This is a genomic window from Camelimonas fluminis (assembly GCF_014656355.1).
GTDB classification, from domain to species: domain Bacteria; phylum Pseudomonadota; class Alphaproteobacteria; order Rhizobiales; family Beijerinckiaceae; genus Camelimonas; species Camelimonas fluminis.
Genome location: NZ_BNCG01000018.1, coordinates 18583 through 33360, shown reverse-complemented (window position 1 = coordinate 33360; position 14778 = coordinate 18583). Strand labels below are relative to the sequence as shown.

The following is a 14778-nucleotide window of genomic DNA, read 5'->3' as shown; positions in this document are numbered from 1 at the left end:
CGCGCGGCGATCCGGTTGTTCACCGGTCGCCGCGCCGAACCCGGACCCGGCGTGCGCGCCGGGTTTTTTGCGTGTGGCGGGGGCGCCGTTTCCGCCGCCTGGTCCGCGCCGCAGACGCCCGACCATGGGAGGCAGCGCCGGCGGCCGTGAATTTCGCCGCTGGATAGCCGCGATGCTCACTTGACCAGCATGTGGGACCTGGCGTGAACTGGATGGACGGAGCCGGCCCTGTCGCCGGTTCCGGTTTGACGCATCCGTTTCAGGCGGCGCCCCGCGCGCCCGTCTGGACATGCCCCATGCAATGAGGCTCGCTTGCGTGTCCTGATCATCGAAGATGAGGCGCTGCTGGCGCTGGAATATGAGCTGCTGCTGGAGGAACTCGGCTGCGACCCGGTCGGCGTGGCGGGGGACTCCGTCTCGGCCCTCGCCATGGCGCGCGAACTGGCTCCGGATCTCGCCGTCGTCGACGTCAACCTGCAGGACGGCATGACCGGCGCCGATCTCGGCGTGGCCATCGCCGCAGACCCTGGCGTTCCCGTGCTGTTCGTGACCAGCGAAGCCAGCCACGTGGACCTGGACGCGGAGCGGGTGCTGGGGGCCTTGCCCAAGCCGTTCACCAGCTCGGGCTTCGCCGCCGCCATTGACTGGGCCCGTGGTCGCATTTCTGGCGCGGCGCCGACAAAGTGTCCTGCGGGCGTTCTGACGCGCCTCGGATAAATCTGGACGACGCTCCGGCGATGACGCGGACGTTCGCCCGCGCGTTTGCCCGCGCGTGACGTCGAAAGCCAGCGAGCGTGACCTGTTGGCTCTGGCGACGCTCGCGGCGGCGCCAGCAGGAATTGCCTTTTCTGTCCGGCATTCGAAAATTTTTATCCCGCCATGGTTTACGTGCGCCAGGTCCAGCGCCAGCCACGATGCTTGTTGCAGGCGGATGCAAAACCGCGACGTCGGTGTGGATTTATCAACGAATTTACCGAACGAGCGCTTGTTCAAGGGTTGCCATGGCGCGCCGCCCTGTAGAAGATTGGGGGAAGAGCGGGACGTTTGTCGGGCCGGCAGGTTGCAAACGTCTGCGGTTGTGGTGAGAATAGCCAGCCGAAATAACAAGATCAGCTCGGCTCAGGGAGGGGATTGTGCGTGACAAGACGCAATGGACGGTCGCACTGCGCCGTAAATCATCCGGTCCGGATCGCTCCGGCCATCATTTCCACATTTCATAGCGCCGGGTAGTCCAGCATGTCAGGACCCATACTGTCTGTGCGTGATGTCGCCGTCCGTTTTGGCGGCATCGTCGCGCTGAGCGGCGTCTCGTTCGATCTTCCGTCCCAGCAGATCAATGCGCTGATCGGGCCGAACGGCGCCGGCAAGACCACGCTCTTCAACTGCCTCAGCAGGCTTTATACGCCCACCAGCGGCGACATCCTGTTTGAAGGGCAATCCATTCTGTCGCGTCCCGCGCACCGTATTGCCGAGATCGGCATTGGCCGCACCTTCCAGAATCTGGCGCTGTTCCAGAACCTGTCGGTGTTGGACAACGTCCGTATCGGCAATCATTGCCGGACGCGCGGCGACTACATCAGCGACGCCCTGGCGTTGCCGTGGAGCCGCTCCACCGAAAAGGAAATCGACCACAAGGCCCGGCAGATCATCCGTTATCTGGACCTGCAGTCGGTCATGCACCGGCGCGTCGGCGATCTGCCCTTCGGCACCCAGAAGCGCGTCGAAATGGCCCGCGCCCTTGCCGCCGACCCCAAGCTGCTGCTTCTCGACGAGCCTGCTGCCGGTCTGAACCACGGCGAGGTGGACGAGCTTGGCGACCTGATCAAGCACGTGCGGGACGACCGCAAGCTCACGGTGCTGCTCGTTGAGCACCACATGAGTCTGGTCATGTCGATCTCCGACACGGTGGTCGCGCTCAACTTCGGTCGCAAGATCGCTGAGGGCACGCCGGCGGAAGTGCAAAACAATCCTGACGTCATCGCTGCTTATCTCGGGACGGACCAATGACGAAACTTCTTGAAGTCAAGGGTCTGCACGCCGGTTATGGGCAGACCAAGGTGCTGCACGGCATCGATTTTTCCATTGACGAGGGCAGCGTCACCACGCTGCTGGGCGCCAACGGCGCCGGCAAGACCACCACGCTGCGCGCCCTGTGCGGCATGATCAGGCGCTCTGGCGACATCCTGCTCAGCGGCGAGCAGATCAATCGCAAGCAGACCGAGGACATCGTTCGCGTTGGCGTCGCCCACGTTCCGGACGGTCGCGGCACCTTTACCCGCCAGACGGTTGAGGAAAACCTGCAACTGGGCGCCATGGCCCGCTCGGACAAGGCAGGCATCGCCCAGGATCTCGAGCTGGTGTTCAGCTATTTCCCGATCCTGAAGGAGCGCCGCACCCAGCAGGCGGGCCTTCTGTCGGGCGGCGAGCAGCAGATGCTGGCGGTGGGTCGCGCGCTCATGCTGCGTCCGAAGCTGATGCTGCTGGACGAGCCGTCCTTCGGCCTTGCTCCGATGATCACGCGTGAGATTTTCGAGATTTTCCGTGAGCTTAACCGCAAGGAAAAGGTGAGCATGCTGGTGGTCGAGCAGAACGCGCAGATCGCGCTCGAGCTCGCCGATCAGGCATATCTGCTCGAAACCGGTCGTATTGTGTTCTCAGGACGCGCGGATGACATCCGTGACGACGAGAACCTTCGCAAAGCCTATCTGGGCTACTGAGGAGCCGACTGATGGAACTCTTTGTTCAGCAAGTCATTGCGGGCATCTCGACCGGCTCTATCTATGCCTGCGTCGCGCTCGCCATTGTCATGATTTACGTCGCCATCGGCCACCTGAACTTCGCTCAGGGCGAAATGGCGATGTTCTCCACCTTCATCGCCTGGCAGCTGATCACCTGGGGCGTGCCCTATTGGGTGGCGTTCTTCCTGACCATCGCCATCTCCTTCGTGGCCGGCATCGTCATTGAGCGCGTCATCTTCAAGCCGCTCGACAATGCGCCGATCCTCAGCCACGTGGTGATGTTCATCGCGCTGCTGACCATCATCACCAGCGCCGCCGGCTTCATCTGGGACTTCTCCATCAAGACGTTCCCGTCGCCGTTCGGTTCGGCTCCGCTGTTCGGCTCCAGCCTGATCAGCGCCCACCAGGCCGGCATGATGGTTGTCACGCTGATCCTGCTGCTGGCCCTGTTCTTCTTCTTTCGCTACACGCGCGTCGGTCTGGCGCTGCGCGCTTCGGCTGACAATCCGGTCTCGGCGCGTCTCGTCGGCATTCGCGTCTCCTGGATGATCGCTCTTGGCTGGGGCCTCGCCACCGCCATCGGCGCTGTCGCGGGCATGATGGTTGCCCCGGTGGTGTTCCTTGAGCCGAACATGATGCTTGGCATCCTGACCTATGGCTTCGCTGGCGCCGTTCTCGGTGGTCTCAGCAGCCCGGGCGGCGCCGTGCTTGGCGGCTTCATCGTGGGTGTGGTTGAGAACCTTGCCGGCACCTTCATTCCCGTCATCGGCGGCGAGCTGAAGCTTACAATCGCCCTCTGCATCATTATTCTGGTGCTGGTCCTGAAGCCTGGTGGTCTGTTTGGCCGCGCAACCATCCAGCGGGTGTAATCATGTCTGTCAATCTTGAGGAAGCGGCCGAGCATCCCGCCGTCGCCGTCGACATCGAAACCCGGCCCCTGGGTCGGGACCGGACGCTGAAGATCCTCTTTGGCATCCTCATTTTCGTCGTGGCGATCGCCCTGCCGTTCGTCACGAAGAGCTTCTTCGTGTTCCAGGTGACGATGGTGATGATCTACGCCATCGCCATTCTCGGCCTGAACCTGCTGACGGGTTTCAACGGCCAGTTCTCGCTGGGCCACGCCGCCTTCTACGCCATCGGCGCCTACACGGCGGCGATCCTGATGGACAAGGCGGGGATCTCCTACGTCTGGACTCTGCCCGTCGCCGGCATCGTCTGCTTCGTGTTTGGCTTCCTGTTCGGTCTGCCAGCGCTGCGTCTTGAAGGCATCTATCTTGCCCTCGCCACGTTCGCCCTGTCGGTCGCGACGCCACAGATTCTCAAGCTGTCGCCGCTTGAGCACTGGACTGGCGGCGTGCAGGGCATCGTCATCATGAAGCCGGACGCGCCGTTTGGCCTGCCGCTCAACCAGGATCAGTGGCTGTATTTCTTCACGCTGATCGTGACCGCCATCATGTTCTGGATGGCGAGCAACATGCTTCGCAGCCGCACTGGCCGCGCCATGATGGCCATTCGCGACAACCCGATTGCCTCGCGCTCGATGGGCGTCAACAACTCGCTCTACAAGGCGACCACCTTCGGCATCAGCGCCACCTACACTGGCATCGCCGGCGCCCTTGGCGCCATCGTGGTCCAGTTCGTGGCTCCGGACAGCTTCACGGTCGTTCTGTCGATCGCGCTGCTGGTCGGTCTGGTCGTCGGCGGCGTGGGCTGGATCCCGGGCGCCTTTTTCGGCGGTCTGTTCGTCCTGTTCGTGCCGAACATCGCCGAGAGCATCTCCAAGGGTCTGTCGGGCGCCTTCTACGGCCTGATCCTGATGCTCCTCGTGTTCATCATGCCGACAGGCGTCGCGGGCTTCCTCGCCCTGATCCGCCACAAAGTGTTGCGGCGGGGAGCCTGAGCCAATGACGGTGCTCCTGACGCCGGACGGTGGATCAGGAGCAGCGGTTCGCGCTTCGGCGCATCGAAATGAGCGCGGCGGTCCCAATGGGGCCGCCGCGTTTTGTTTTGTGACCCAGGGAGGGAGCGTCGGCAGGAAGCGCCTGACAGCCGGAAACGCCGCGCCGGTCCGCCCGGCGTCGCGGGCCATGGCGCATTGTCGTGCATCTGCGTTGCCTCTCTGATCCCGGGCGGTGCGCCCGGGCCGCGGCCGGCCCAGGGGGGCGGGTCCGGATAATGGCGCTCAAGGTCACATGGGCGCCCGAAATGGGGAAGGAAGACCATGCAGGCTTTGGCAAAACACGTTGCGCGCGCGGCGCGCATGGCGAGTGGCTTCGCCATGGCGGCGACAGCCGCAGCGACCATGCTCGCCCTGTCCGCCTCAGGCGCCGCCGCTGAACCGAAGTACGGCCCGGGCGCTTCCGACAAGGAAATCCTGTTCGGGCAAACGATGCCTTACAGCGGACCTGCCTCGTCCTATGGCGTGATTGGCAAGGCGCAGGAAGCCTACTTTCGCATGCTGAACGAGCAGGGCGGAATCAACGGCCGCAAGTTGCGCATGCTCAGCTATGACGACGGCTACAGCCCGCCCAAGACAGTCGAGCAGATCCGCAAGCTGGTGGAACAGGATAACGTGCTGTTCACCTTCCAGACCCTGGGGACGCCTTCCAACGCGGCGATCCAGAAATACATGAACCAGAAGAAGGTTCCGCAACTGTTCGTCTCCACCGGGGCCAGCCGGTTCTCGGAGCCGAAGGAGTTTCCGTGGACGATGGGTTTCAACCCGACCTATCTCACGGAAGGGCGGATCTACGGGCGCTATATCCGCGCCAACAAGCCCGACGGCAAGATCGCGATCCTCTACCAGAACGACGACTTTGGCCGCGAGGTGATCACCGGCCTGCGCCAGGGTCTCGGCGCCGGCGCTGACAAGATGATCGTCGCCGAGGTCTCCTACGAGGTGACGGACCCCACTGTCGATTCCCAGATGGTCCGCCTGAAGAACTCCGGCGCGGATATTTTCGTCAACCTGACGACGCCGAAATTCGCCGCCCAGGCCATTCGCAAGGCGGCGGAACTGCAGTGGAAGCCCATGCACGTCCTGACGGTCAATTCGGTTTCCATCACCCAGGTGCTCAAACCGGCCGGTCTTGAGAACGCCAAGGGGCTGCTCAGCATCGGCTATCTGAAGGACTGGACCGATCCGGCCTGGAAGGGCGACGCCGGCCTGAAAAAATGGTCGGACTTCATGGATAAATACATGCCCGGCGCAGACAAGGACAACGCCGTCTATCTGTACGCCTATACGGCGGCCCAACTGCTTGAGAAGGTGCTGAGGGCGGCGGGCGACGACCTGACGCGCGAGAACATCATGAAACAGGCGGCGTCCATGAAGAACGTGACTCTTGATCTGTTCCTGCCCGGCATGTCGGTCAACACCAGCCCGACCGACTATCTGGTGATCGAGCAGATGCGCATGGCGCGCTTTGATGGTGAGCGCTGGGTTCCGTTCGGCGACCTGATCGACGCATCGGCCAGCCACTGAGCCGGAACGGATCTGGCGGGGCGCTGCGCGATTGCGCTCAACCAGACCTGTTCAGGATGCTGGCCATTGTCAAAAGAGGGGATGGCGGGCGCGTCCGCCATCCCGGCCTCGTCATGCCCCGCGTAACGCAGGGTCGAGGCCTTCGTTCGGCCCCGGTGCAGCCGTAGCAAGCGCCCGTCTTCCATGGATTTCCGGAACAGGCCACGGCGCAGGGGCAGGCGGAAGGCTTCGGCCGGTCGCGTGTGCATCTCCCGCCAGGTTATCTATTATCCCGGTTGGGCGCATAGTTCTGACCGCCGCCCAATGGCGTGTCTGAGCTGGCGTCTGGCGCGTAGTTGCAGGCTAAATTCCAGCTATAATATTGAAATATATGAATATTTATCTGGTTAAATTCTCCACTTGGCAGCCAGGAGTCCGCCGTCTACCAAAGAAGGGAAAATGTATTGATTTAATAGATAATGGAGCTCCGGGATGGATTGGACACGGCGTGGCCTGCTCGTCGCCACTGGCGTTGTCGCGGCGGGCAAAATTTTGAACGCCACGCCGGCGCGGGCGGCGAAGGGGCGCTACGACACCGGCGCTTCCGATACGGAAATCCGCATCGGTTCGATCTTTCCCTATAGCGGCCCTGCGTCGGCCTATGGCGTGATCGGCAAGGTCGAGGCCGCCTGGTTCCGCAAGGTCAATGACGCGGGCGGCGTCAACGGACGTAAGGTCACGTTCATCTCCTACGACGACGCCTACAACCCGGCCAAAGCGGTTGAGCAGGTGCGGCGGCTGGTCGAAGGCGACGGCGTGCTCGCCATCTTCAATCCGCTTGGCAATCCATCCAACACCGCCATCCAGAAATATCTCAACGACCGGCGGGTTCCGCAGCTCTTTGTCGCCACCGGGACGACCAAGTGGGGCGACTACCGGCATTTCCCGTGGACCATGAGCGGCCAGCCGCCGTACCAGGCTGAGGCCATGGTCTACGCCCGCATGATACTTGAGCGCACGCCAGACGCCCGGATCGGCGTGCTTTTCCAGAATGATGATTTTGGCAAGGACTATTTGGCCGGGTTGCGCGCCGGTCTTGGTGCCCGCGCCGACGCCATGATCGTCGCCACGGCGCCTTATGAACTCACGGATACGACCGTCGACGCCCAGCTGGTGAAACTGCGCGCCGCCGGGGCCACGGTTTTCGTCAACGTCGCCACCTCGAAGTTCGCCGCCCAGGCCATCCGCCGCGTCGCCGAAATGGGCTGGGCGCCGGAGCAATATCTGGTCAGCGTCTCGCAGACCGTGGCCGGCACCATGCGTCCGGCCGGTCTGGAGAACGGCAAGGGCGTCATCAGCAGCTATTACCTGAAGGACCCGGCCGATCCCGCCTGGAGCGACGACGCCGGGATGAAGGCGATGAACGCCTTCCTTGACGCATATCTGCCCGACGTGGATCGCAACAACATTCTCAATGTCTACGGCTACGTGCTGGCCCAGTTGCTGACGCGCGTGCTGGAGCGCTGCGGCGATGACCTGACGCGCGACAACCTGCTGCGTCAGGCGACCAGCATCAACGATCTGCGGCTGGACATGCTGCTGCCGGGCGTCGCCATCAATACGGCGCCGGACAATTACTTCCCCTTCCGGCAACTGCAGCCGCTGCAGTTCGATGGCGCCCGCTGGCGTCCGCTCGGCGCGGTGATCGCCGGCGAGGTGAGTCTGTAAAACAGCCCGGGCGCGGGGGGCGATCCGACGAAAGTCTTATCACCATAGTGATAATTGTCGCGCCCGGGTGAAGGCATTGCAAATAGTCACACCTGTAACAGAATGAAACAGGACGCGCCGGAGCCAATGAGAGCGCGCATTCTTCTTTCCAGATGTGGAGCATGTGATGATCAGAGCGACCTTGAAGGGCGCCGGCGTAGCCGTTGTTGCGGCCGCGGCGGCGCTGTCAGGATTTGCGTTACAGGCGTCGCCGGCCGCCGCGCAAAAAAAATATGGGCCCGGCGTGACCGATACCGAGATCAGGATCGGCAACATCATGCCTTATAGTGGGCCCGCCTCGGCCTATGGCAGCATCGGAACGACAGAGGCGGCGTATTTCCGCAAGATCAATGAGGAAGGCGGCGTCAATGGCCGCAAGATCACCTTCATCTCTTATGATGACGCCTACAGTCCGCCCAAGGCGGTGGAGCAGGTGCGAAAGCTGGTGGAGCAGGACAATGTGCTGCTGGTGTTCAATCCGCTCGGCACCCCGTCCAATACGGCGATCCAGAAGTATCTGAACCAGAAGGGCGTGCCGCACCTGTTTCTGGCCACCGGCGCCACCAAATGGGGCGACTACCAGAACAATCCCTGGACCATTGGCTGGCAGCCCACCTATCAGGGCGAGGGGCGCATCTACGCCCGCTATATTCTCGACAATCATCCCAATGCGAAAATTGGCGTTCTCTACCAGCACGACGACTTCGGCCGCGACTATCTCCAGGGTCTGAAGGACGGTCTTGGCGACAAGGCCAAGTCGATGATCGTTTCGGAGGTGTCCTACGAACTGGCCGCGCCCACGGTGGACGCGGAGATCCTGAAGCTGCGATCCAGCGGCGCGGATCTGTTCGTCAATATCACCACGCCGAAATTCGCCGCCCAGGCGATCCGCAAGGCCAGTGAAATCGGCTGGAAGCCGGTGCATCTGCTGGTGAACGTCTCCAGTTCCGTCGGCGCCGTCATCAAACCGGCCGGTTTCCAGAACGCTCAGGGCATCATGAGCGTGAACTACGTCAAGGACCCGACTGACCCAGGCCTGAAGGACGACCCCGGCGTGAAGGAGTGGAACGCCTTCATCGACAAATATCTGCCAGGCGTCGACAAGACCCAGTCGAATTATGTCTACGGCTACAATGTCGCCCGCACCCTGGTGCAGGCGCTGAAACAGGCTGGCGACGACCTGACGCGTGAGAACATCATGAAGCAGGCCGCCAATCTGAAGAACTTCGATCCTGGCATGCTGCAGGCGGGCATCGCCATCAACACCAGCCCGACGGATTTCTACCCCATCGAGCAGGAGCGCATGATGAAGTTCTCCGGCGACCGTTGGGAGAATTTTGGTCCGGTGCTGAGCGGAGCCATGAAGTAAGCCAGAGCATTTCCGGTGACATCAGGCTCGCCGGAAATGCTTTGCCGGTTTTGCGTTCAGGCATTTTCTTCAGGAAAAGCGGGCTCCGCTTTTCCCGGGAATGCCCTGGCGGCGCGCTTCCGGCATTGGCGCCCGTGCGGGCGAGGGCCTGTCAGGCCGAGGTCTGACAGGCAAGATGCACCTTGTTGGCGAAGCTTGCGTCCTCGCCGCTGGCCAGCTGCGGCGCGGCGTCCGCGACCGCGTCGCACAACTGCGACACCCATTCGTGCTCGGATCTGGCGAAATCGTTGAGCACGAAGGCGTGCACCGCGTCCTTGTGTCCCGGGTGGCCGATGCCGAGGCGCACGCGGCGATAATCGTTGCCGACCAGCGCGGTGATCGAGCGCAGGCCATTGTGGCCGGCGTTGCCGCCGCCCGTCTTCACCCGCAATTTGCCAGGCGCCAGGTCCAGCTCATCGTGAAACACGACGATGTCGCCGATGGCGATTTTGTAGAACCGCGCCGCCTCGGCCACCGAGCGGCCGGATTCGTTCATGTAAGTCTGTGGCTTCAGCAGCACGACCCGCTCGCCGCCGATGGTCGCCTCCGAGGCCTGGGCCTGGAATTTGCTGCGCCACGGCGCGGCGCGATGCCGGCGGGCGATCTCATCAACGGCCATGAAGCCGATGTTGTGGCGGTTGCCGGCATATTTGGGGCCGGGGTTGCCAAGACCGACGAACAGCAGCATGCGCGGCGCCTTTCATTGTCCGGACAGGACCGGATATGACGGAGCGCCCGCCTGCCGGCCATGGAGTGGGAGCGGGCAGGGCGCGCGCTGACCTTGTGTTTCAGCCTGCGCCTGTCCGGTTCCGGTCATGAAAAAGGCGGGGGCGTCGCCGCTCCCGCCGGATATCCCGTGGCGCCCGCTGTTGCGGGCGCGCCGCCTGGATCAGGCTTCCGGAGCAGCTTCTTCAGCGGCCGGCTCCTGGCTCACGGTCGGAGCCACGATGCTGGCGATGGTGAAGTCGCGGTCATGGATGCTCGGCTCGGCGCCGGCCGGCAGCTTGACGGCGGAGATATGAACCGTGTCGCCAACATTCATGCCGGTGACGTCGATCTCGATGGCGTCCGGAATAGCGTCGGCGCGGACGGACAGGCTGACGTGGTGGCGCACGATGTTCAGCGTGCCGCCAGCCTTCAGACCGGGCGAAGCTTCCTGGTTGATGAAGTGGACCGGAACGTCCACGTCGATGGTGGCGTCGCGGGTCACGCGCAGGAAGTCGACGTGCAGCGGGGTGTCGCGCACCGGGTCGAGCTGGTAGTCACGCGGAATCACGCGCTCCTTCTTCGAGCCGACGGTGATCTCGAAGATGGTGGTCATGAAGCCGCCGGCGAAAATCGCCATGCGCAGCGGCGCGTACTCGATGGAGATCGGCAGCGGGTCCTGGCCAGCGCCATAGATGACGGCGGGCGAACGGCCCTGACGACGCAGTTCACGAGCGGCCCCCTTGCCGACCCGGGTCCGCGCCTCGGCATTGATCTGCTTGACGGCGGTCATTGAGGTATCCTTACAGTAATGCAAATAGCCGCCTCGCGGCGGCTTGCGCTTGCCCGCGCCTCCAAGGGTGTCTGACGGGCAGGGGCCTTATAGCGGCTGGGGCGCAATACGACAAGGCTCGGGACGCCAGCTTTGGTTCACCCGTCGGCGTCTCCGGATGCAGGGCTGCGCTCCCAGGGTCAGGCTGGCTCGTCCGGTCCGTCCGCCTGCGTGCGGTAGTCGCCAAAGGCGGCGTCGCGTTCGCTCAGCAACTGCGCGACGCTGGAGCCGTCGCGGCGGAAGCGGCTGAAATAGGCGCGGCTGGCTTCTGTGGTCATGGCCAGCGCCTGCAACTCGGTTCCAGCGCGAATGCCGGCGCGCAGCCCCATATGTTCCATGGCGCGATGCACGGCCCGCTTGTTGATCTGCTGCAGCTCCGGCGGCGTCAGGGCCACCCGCTGCGCCATCTCCAGCACGCGCGCATCCAGCTCGTCCGCCGGCCACGCCCGGTTGGCGAAGCCCTCGCGGGCCGCTTCGACGCCGGAAATGGAATCGCCGGTCAGGTACATTTCCATGGCGCGGCGCATGCCGACCAGCCAGGGATGGAACTGGTTGTCGGGCGGGCTCATCAGCCGCGTTGGCGGGTAGCCGATCTGGGCGTCGTCCGCCACATAAACCAGGTCGCAGCAGGCGGCGAGTTCGCTGCCCCCGGCCAGGCAGTAGCCGTGCACCTGGGCGATCACCGGCTTTTGCAGATCCCAGATGCGCGTCCAGCCCTCAACCACATGGCGCGGCCACTGACCGGGGCCGCCAGCGGTGTGGAACGGCTGGCCGGTCGCATTTTCGGCGGACAGATCGTAGCCCGAACTGAAACATGGGCCGGCGCCGCGCAGGATGACGACGTGCACGTCCGGGTCACGATCCGCCGCCTCCAGCGCCTCCAGAATGGCGGCGCGCAACTGGTTGCTCAGGGCGTTGCGCTTGTGCGGGCGGTTCAGTGTCAGCCGCCGCACCTTCGGCGCCGGCGCATCGACCAGCAAAATCTCGTCCGGACGCGTGGCGTCGGTCATGGGTTTTCCTCCTGCGTGCTTGTGGTTGCGCGCAGTATCAACCCCACTGGCGGGCGCGACAAGGCAAGCGGTCAGTTGCCGCCGGTCCGGCGTTGCGGCGGCTGGAGAGCCGTGGCGGGAGAAAAAGCCCGCCACGGCGTTCAGGCCGCTGTCAGCGTTCGTCAGTGGCCGCCTTTGCCTTCGGCGCCGGCGCGCACGATGGGGGCGCAGGCGATGCGGTCGCCGGCGTCGCCCGCTGGCTGACTGGCGTAATCGTCCGGCCTGGCGTGAATCATCAGGGTGCGGCCGCTCACGTTGGAGGAGGCCCGACCCGCGCCGCCGAGCGAGAGCATGGGCGCGAAGACCTCGGCGCGCAGCACGCCGTCGGAGTCAACGCGCTGGTTCGGCATGTCGCCGGCGTGCGGTCCGCCTTCGGCGAAATAGCCATGTTTGGCGCTGGTGGGATTGAAGTGCCCGCCAGCCGCCTTGTGGCCGTCGCCCGGGCTGCAGGCGGCGTGCTCATGGGCGTGGAAGGCCACCCATTTGCCGGCGGGCAAACCTTTCACCTCCACATGGATCAGCACGCCAGATGGGGTTTCGAACAATTGCGCTTCGCCGGTTTTGGCGCCCTTGCCATCGACGAAGATGGCCGTGGCCTCCGGCTTGCGGTCGGTCGTCCCGGCCGCCAGCGCCATGGCTGGCGGCGCGGCGGCGGCAATGATCGCGCCGATGGCGGTGGCGAATAAATTCAGGCCTTGCATGCGTCGTCTCCCACGGTTGTTGATGTTCCGGCGCCGGGTCACGCGAACGGAATAAATTCCAGCATGAACTTGTGGCGTCATGGCGTCCATGCGGGGCGCAGGTTGTGGGAACAACGCAGGGGGCGGTGATAGCGCCCGGCGTCGCGGCGTCGCGGCGGGTCACAACATGGGGAGCAGGGGAGATCGCGCCGGCTTCAGGCGTTGCGGGCGCTCATGAACCGGCGCCAGCCATCGGCCCGCAACTGGCAGGCGGGACATTCGCCGCAGCCGTAACCCCAGGCGTGGCGCCGGCTGCGGTCGCCCACATAACAGGTGTGGCTGTGCTCAACGATCAGATCGAGCAGCGGCGCGCCGCCCAGATCTTCCGCCAGGGCGAAAGTGGCGGCCTTGTCGCGCCACATCAGCGGCGTGTGCAGCACGAAACGCGCCTCCATGCCGATGTTCAGCGCCACCTGCATGGCCTTGATGGCGTCGTCGCGGCAGTCGGGGTAGCCGGAATAATCGGTTTCGCAGACGCCAAGGACGATGTGGCGGCAACCGCGCCGGTAGGCTACGGCGGCGGCGAAAGTGACGAACAGCAGGTTGCGCCCGGGCACGAAGGTGTTGGGCAAGCCGTTTTCGCTGGCGACGATGGCGATGTCGCGGGTCATCGCGGTGTCTGAAATCGCGCCCAGCGCCTCAAGCTTCAGCATGTGGTCGTCGCCGAGACGACCTGTCAGCGCGCCGGAGGGCGCGGCCATGCCGGCGCGGATGGCGTCGCGGCAGTCCAGCTCGACCGCATGGCGCTGGCCATAATCGAAACCGATGGTTTCCACTTCGGCGAAACGCGCCAGGGCCCAGGCAAGGCATGTGGAGGAATCCTGCCCGCCGGACAGCAGCACCAGCGCGCGGTCATTGTTCAGCATGCTGTCTCTCCCCGAAAAACCAGATCGCGGACCCTGGAGCGACGTCCGGTCGATATGGATCGGAAGCCACTCCAGTTTCTTTTGCTTTGAGCGAACTCTGATCGACCAGACGATTCCGGCCGGAAACGCTCCATAACGCGAAAGGCCTGGAACCGGGGCGCCAGTTCCAGGCCTTTCGCAATAATGCGCGGATGTTCAGTCGAACAGGCTGGAGACGCTCGACTCGGAGGCGGTGCGGCCGATGGCTTCGCCGATCAGCGGCGCGATCGACAGCACGCGGAAATTCTGCGCCACGCGCACGGCTTCCGTCGGCTGGATGGAATCGGTGATGACCATTTCCTTCAGGCGCGACGAGGCGATGCGGGCCACGGCGCCGCCGGAGAGCACGCCGTGGGTGCAATAGGCGGTGACTTCCTTGGCTCCCTGCTTCAGCAGCGCCTCGGCGGCGTTGCACAGGGTGCCGCCGGAATCAACGATATCGTCGATGAGGATGCAGGAGCGGCCCTTGACGTCGCCGATGATGTTCATCACCTCGCTCTCGCCGGGGCGCTCCCGGCGCTTGTCGACGATGGCGAGCTGGGCGTCGATGCGTTTGGCCAGGGCGCGGGCGCGCACCACGCCGCCCACGTCCGGCGACACCACCATGACTTCCTCGCCGGCGAACCGTTCCTTGATGTCGCGCACCATGACCGGGGCGGCGTAGAGGTTGTCGGTGGGAATGTCGAAGAAGCCCTGAATCTGGCCGGCGTGCAGGTCCAGCGTCAGCACGCGGTCGGCGCCGGCGCGGGTGATGAGGTTGGCCACCAGCTTGGAGGAGATCGGCGTGCGCGGACCGGGTTTGCGGTCCTGACGGGCGTAGCCGAAATAGGGCAGCACGGCCGTGACGCGGCGCGCCGAGGAGCGGCGCAGGGCGTCAATGATGATCAGCAGCTCCATCAGGTGATCGTTGGCCGGATAGGAGGTGGACTGGATGACGAACACGTCCTCGCCGCGCACGTTCTCCTGAATTTCCACGAACACTTCCATGTCGGCGAAGCGCTTGACCTGGCAAACCGCCAGCGGCGATTCCAGATAACTGGCGATGGCTTCGGCGAGCTGCCGGTTGGAGTTGCCGGCGACGAGCTTGATGGAGGGTTTCATCCTGACGGCCATTCTGTTCGTGTGATCGGGCCTGCGCTGGCGGCGACGGGCGACCGGAAGGCCCATGGCA

At 64.1% G+C, this 14778-nt stretch carries 14 protein-coding genes; 8 read left to right on the top strand and 6 right to left on the bottom strand.

Annotation, left to right across the window (positions count from 1 at the left end):
- Positions 1 to 312: 312 nt before the first annotated feature.
- The 8 genes from IE243_RS16445 to IE243_RS16410 all read left to right on the top strand — a co-directional run bounded on the left by IE243_RS16445 (position 313) and on the right by IE243_RS16410 (position 9337).
- Positions 313 to 717, top strand: coding sequence for a response regulator (locus IE243_RS16445; RefSeq protein ID WP_191320482.1), 405 nt, complete (start codon positions 313 to 315; stop codon positions 715 to 717).
- Positions 718 to 1236: 519 nt separating this feature from the next.
- Complete coding sequence (locus tag IE243_RS16440; protein ID WP_191320481.1) at positions 1237 to 2007, top strand: ABC transporter ATP-binding protein; 771 nt, start codon at positions 1237 to 1239, stop codon at positions 2005 to 2007.
- Entirely contained in the window at positions 2004 to 2717 is a 714-nt protein-coding gene (locus tag IE243_RS16435) for an ABC transporter ATP-binding protein (protein WP_191320480.1), read from the top strand. Before IE243_RS16440 ends, IE243_RS16435 begins: the two co-directional genes overlap by 4 nt.
- Before the next feature lie 11 nt (positions 2718 to 2728).
- Positions 2729 to 3607: a branched-chain amino acid ABC transporter permease gene (locus IE243_RS16430; RefSeq protein ID WP_191320479.1), complete on the top strand. Its 879-nt coding sequence runs from the start codon at positions 2729 to 2731 to the stop codon at positions 3605 to 3607.
- A 2-nt stretch (positions 3608 to 3609) separates the two neighbouring features.
- Entirely contained in the window at positions 3610 to 4638 is a 1029-nt protein-coding gene (locus IE243_RS16425) for a branched-chain amino acid ABC transporter permease (protein WP_191320478.1), read from the top strand.
- Positions 4639 to 4998: 360 nt separating this feature from the next.
- The gene (locus IE243_RS16420; protein ID WP_191320514.1) at positions 4999 to 6222 is read left to right on the top strand and encodes an ABC transporter substrate-binding protein; all 1224 of its coding nucleotides are present in this window, start codon (positions 4999 to 5001) and stop codon (positions 6220 to 6222) included.
- A 471-nt stretch (positions 6223 to 6693) separates the two neighbouring features.
- Positions 6694 to 7929, top strand: a complete 1236-nt coding sequence (locus IE243_RS16415; RefSeq protein ID WP_191320477.1) for an ABC transporter substrate-binding protein — start codon at positions 6694 to 6696, stop codon at positions 7927 to 7929.
- Positions 7930 to 8095: 166 nt separating this feature from the next.
- On the top strand, positions 8096 to 9337 hold the full coding sequence (locus IE243_RS16410) for an ABC transporter substrate-binding protein (RefSeq protein ID WP_191320476.1): 1242 nt from the start codon (positions 8096 to 8098) through the stop codon (positions 9335 to 9337).
- A gap of 151 nt (positions 9338 to 9488) precedes the next feature.
- Here the strand turns inward: IE243_RS16410 and pth are convergent, their stop codons facing one another.
- From pth to IE243_RS16380, 6 genes are all read right to left on the bottom strand, one after another.
- Positions 9489 to 10064, bottom strand: coding sequence for an aminoacyl-tRNA hydrolase (pth, locus tag IE243_RS16405; RefSeq protein ID WP_191320475.1), 576 nt, complete (start codon positions 10062 to 10064; stop codon positions 9489 to 9491).
- A 201-nt stretch (positions 10065 to 10265) separates the two neighbouring features.
- Positions 10266 to 10874, bottom strand: a complete 609-nt coding sequence (locus IE243_RS16400; protein ID WP_191320474.1) for a 50S ribosomal protein L25/general stress protein Ctc — start codon at positions 10872 to 10874, stop codon at positions 10266 to 10268.
- Positions 10875 to 11053: 179 nt separating this feature from the next.
- On the bottom strand, positions 11054 to 11923 hold the full coding sequence (locus tag IE243_RS16395; protein ID WP_191320473.1) for an enoyl-CoA hydratase-related protein: 870 nt from the start codon (positions 11921 to 11923) through the stop codon (positions 11054 to 11056).
- Between the two features lie 161 nt (positions 11924 to 12084).
- Complete coding sequence (locus tag IE243_RS16390; protein WP_191320472.1) at positions 12085 to 12663, bottom strand: superoxide dismutase family protein; 579 nt, start codon at positions 12661 to 12663, stop codon at positions 12085 to 12087.
- Positions 12664 to 12857: 194 nt separating this feature from the next.
- Complete coding sequence (queC, locus tag IE243_RS16385; protein ID WP_191320471.1) at positions 12858 to 13568, bottom strand: 7-cyano-7-deazaguanine synthase QueC; 711 nt, start codon at positions 13566 to 13568, stop codon at positions 12858 to 12860.
- A gap of 195 nt (positions 13569 to 13763) precedes the next feature.
- Positions 13764 to 14708, bottom strand: a complete 945-nt coding sequence (locus tag IE243_RS16380) for a ribose-phosphate pyrophosphokinase (protein WP_191320470.1) — start codon at positions 14706 to 14708, stop codon at positions 13764 to 13766.
- Between the last annotated feature and the right edge of the window lie 70 nt (positions 14709 to 14778).

Excerpts from the sequence above, each read along its gene's own strand:
- IE243_RS16415 (WP_191320477.1), top strand. The coding sequence starts at position 6,694 with ATGGATTGGACACGGCGTGGCCTGCTCGTCGCCACTGGCGTTGTCGCG.
- IE243_RS16435 (WP_191320480.1), top strand. The coding sequence starts at position 2,004 with ATGACGAAACTTCTTGAAGTCAAGGGTCTGCACGCCGGTTATGGGCAG.
- IE243_RS16390 (WP_191320472.1), bottom strand. The coding sequence starts at position 12,663 with ATGCAAGGCCTGAATTTATTCGCCACCGCCATCGGCGCGATCATTGCC.
- IE243_RS16430 (WP_191320479.1), top strand. The coding sequence starts at position 2,729 with ATGGAACTCTTTGTTCAGCAAGTCATTGCGGGCATCTCGACCGGCTCT.
- IE243_RS16440 (WP_191320481.1), top strand. The coding sequence starts at position 1,237 with ATGTCAGGACCCATACTGTCTGTGCGTGATGTCGCCGTCCGTTTTGGC.
- IE243_RS16410 (WP_191320476.1), top strand. The coding sequence starts at position 8,096 with ATGATCAGAGCGACCTTGAAGGGCGCCGGCGTAGCCGTTGTTGCGGCC.
- IE243_RS16420 (WP_191320514.1), top strand. The coding sequence starts at position 4,999 with ATGGCGAGTGGCTTCGCCATGGCGGCGACAGCCGCAGCGACCATGCTC.
- IE243_RS16425 (WP_191320478.1), top strand. The coding sequence starts at position 3,610 with ATGTCTGTCAATCTTGAGGAAGCGGCCGAGCATCCCGCCGTCGCCGTC.
- pth (WP_191320475.1), bottom strand. The coding sequence starts at position 10,064 with ATGCTGCTGTTCGTCGGTCTTGGCAACCCCGGCCCCAAATATGCCGGC.
- queC (WP_191320471.1), bottom strand. The coding sequence starts at position 13,568 with ATGCTGAACAATGACCGCGCGCTGGTGCTGCTGTCCGGCGGGCAGGAT.
- IE243_RS16400 (WP_191320474.1), bottom strand. The coding sequence starts at position 10,874 with ATGACCGCCGTCAAGCAGATCAATGCCGAGGCGCGGACCCGGGTCGGC.
- IE243_RS16395 (WP_191320473.1), bottom strand. The coding sequence starts at position 11,923 with ATGACCGACGCCACGCGTCCGGACGAGATTTTGCTGGTCGATGCGCCG.
- IE243_RS16380 (WP_191320470.1), bottom strand. The coding sequence starts at position 14,708 with ATGAAACCCTCCATCAAGCTCGTCGCCGGCAACTCCAACCGGCAGCTC.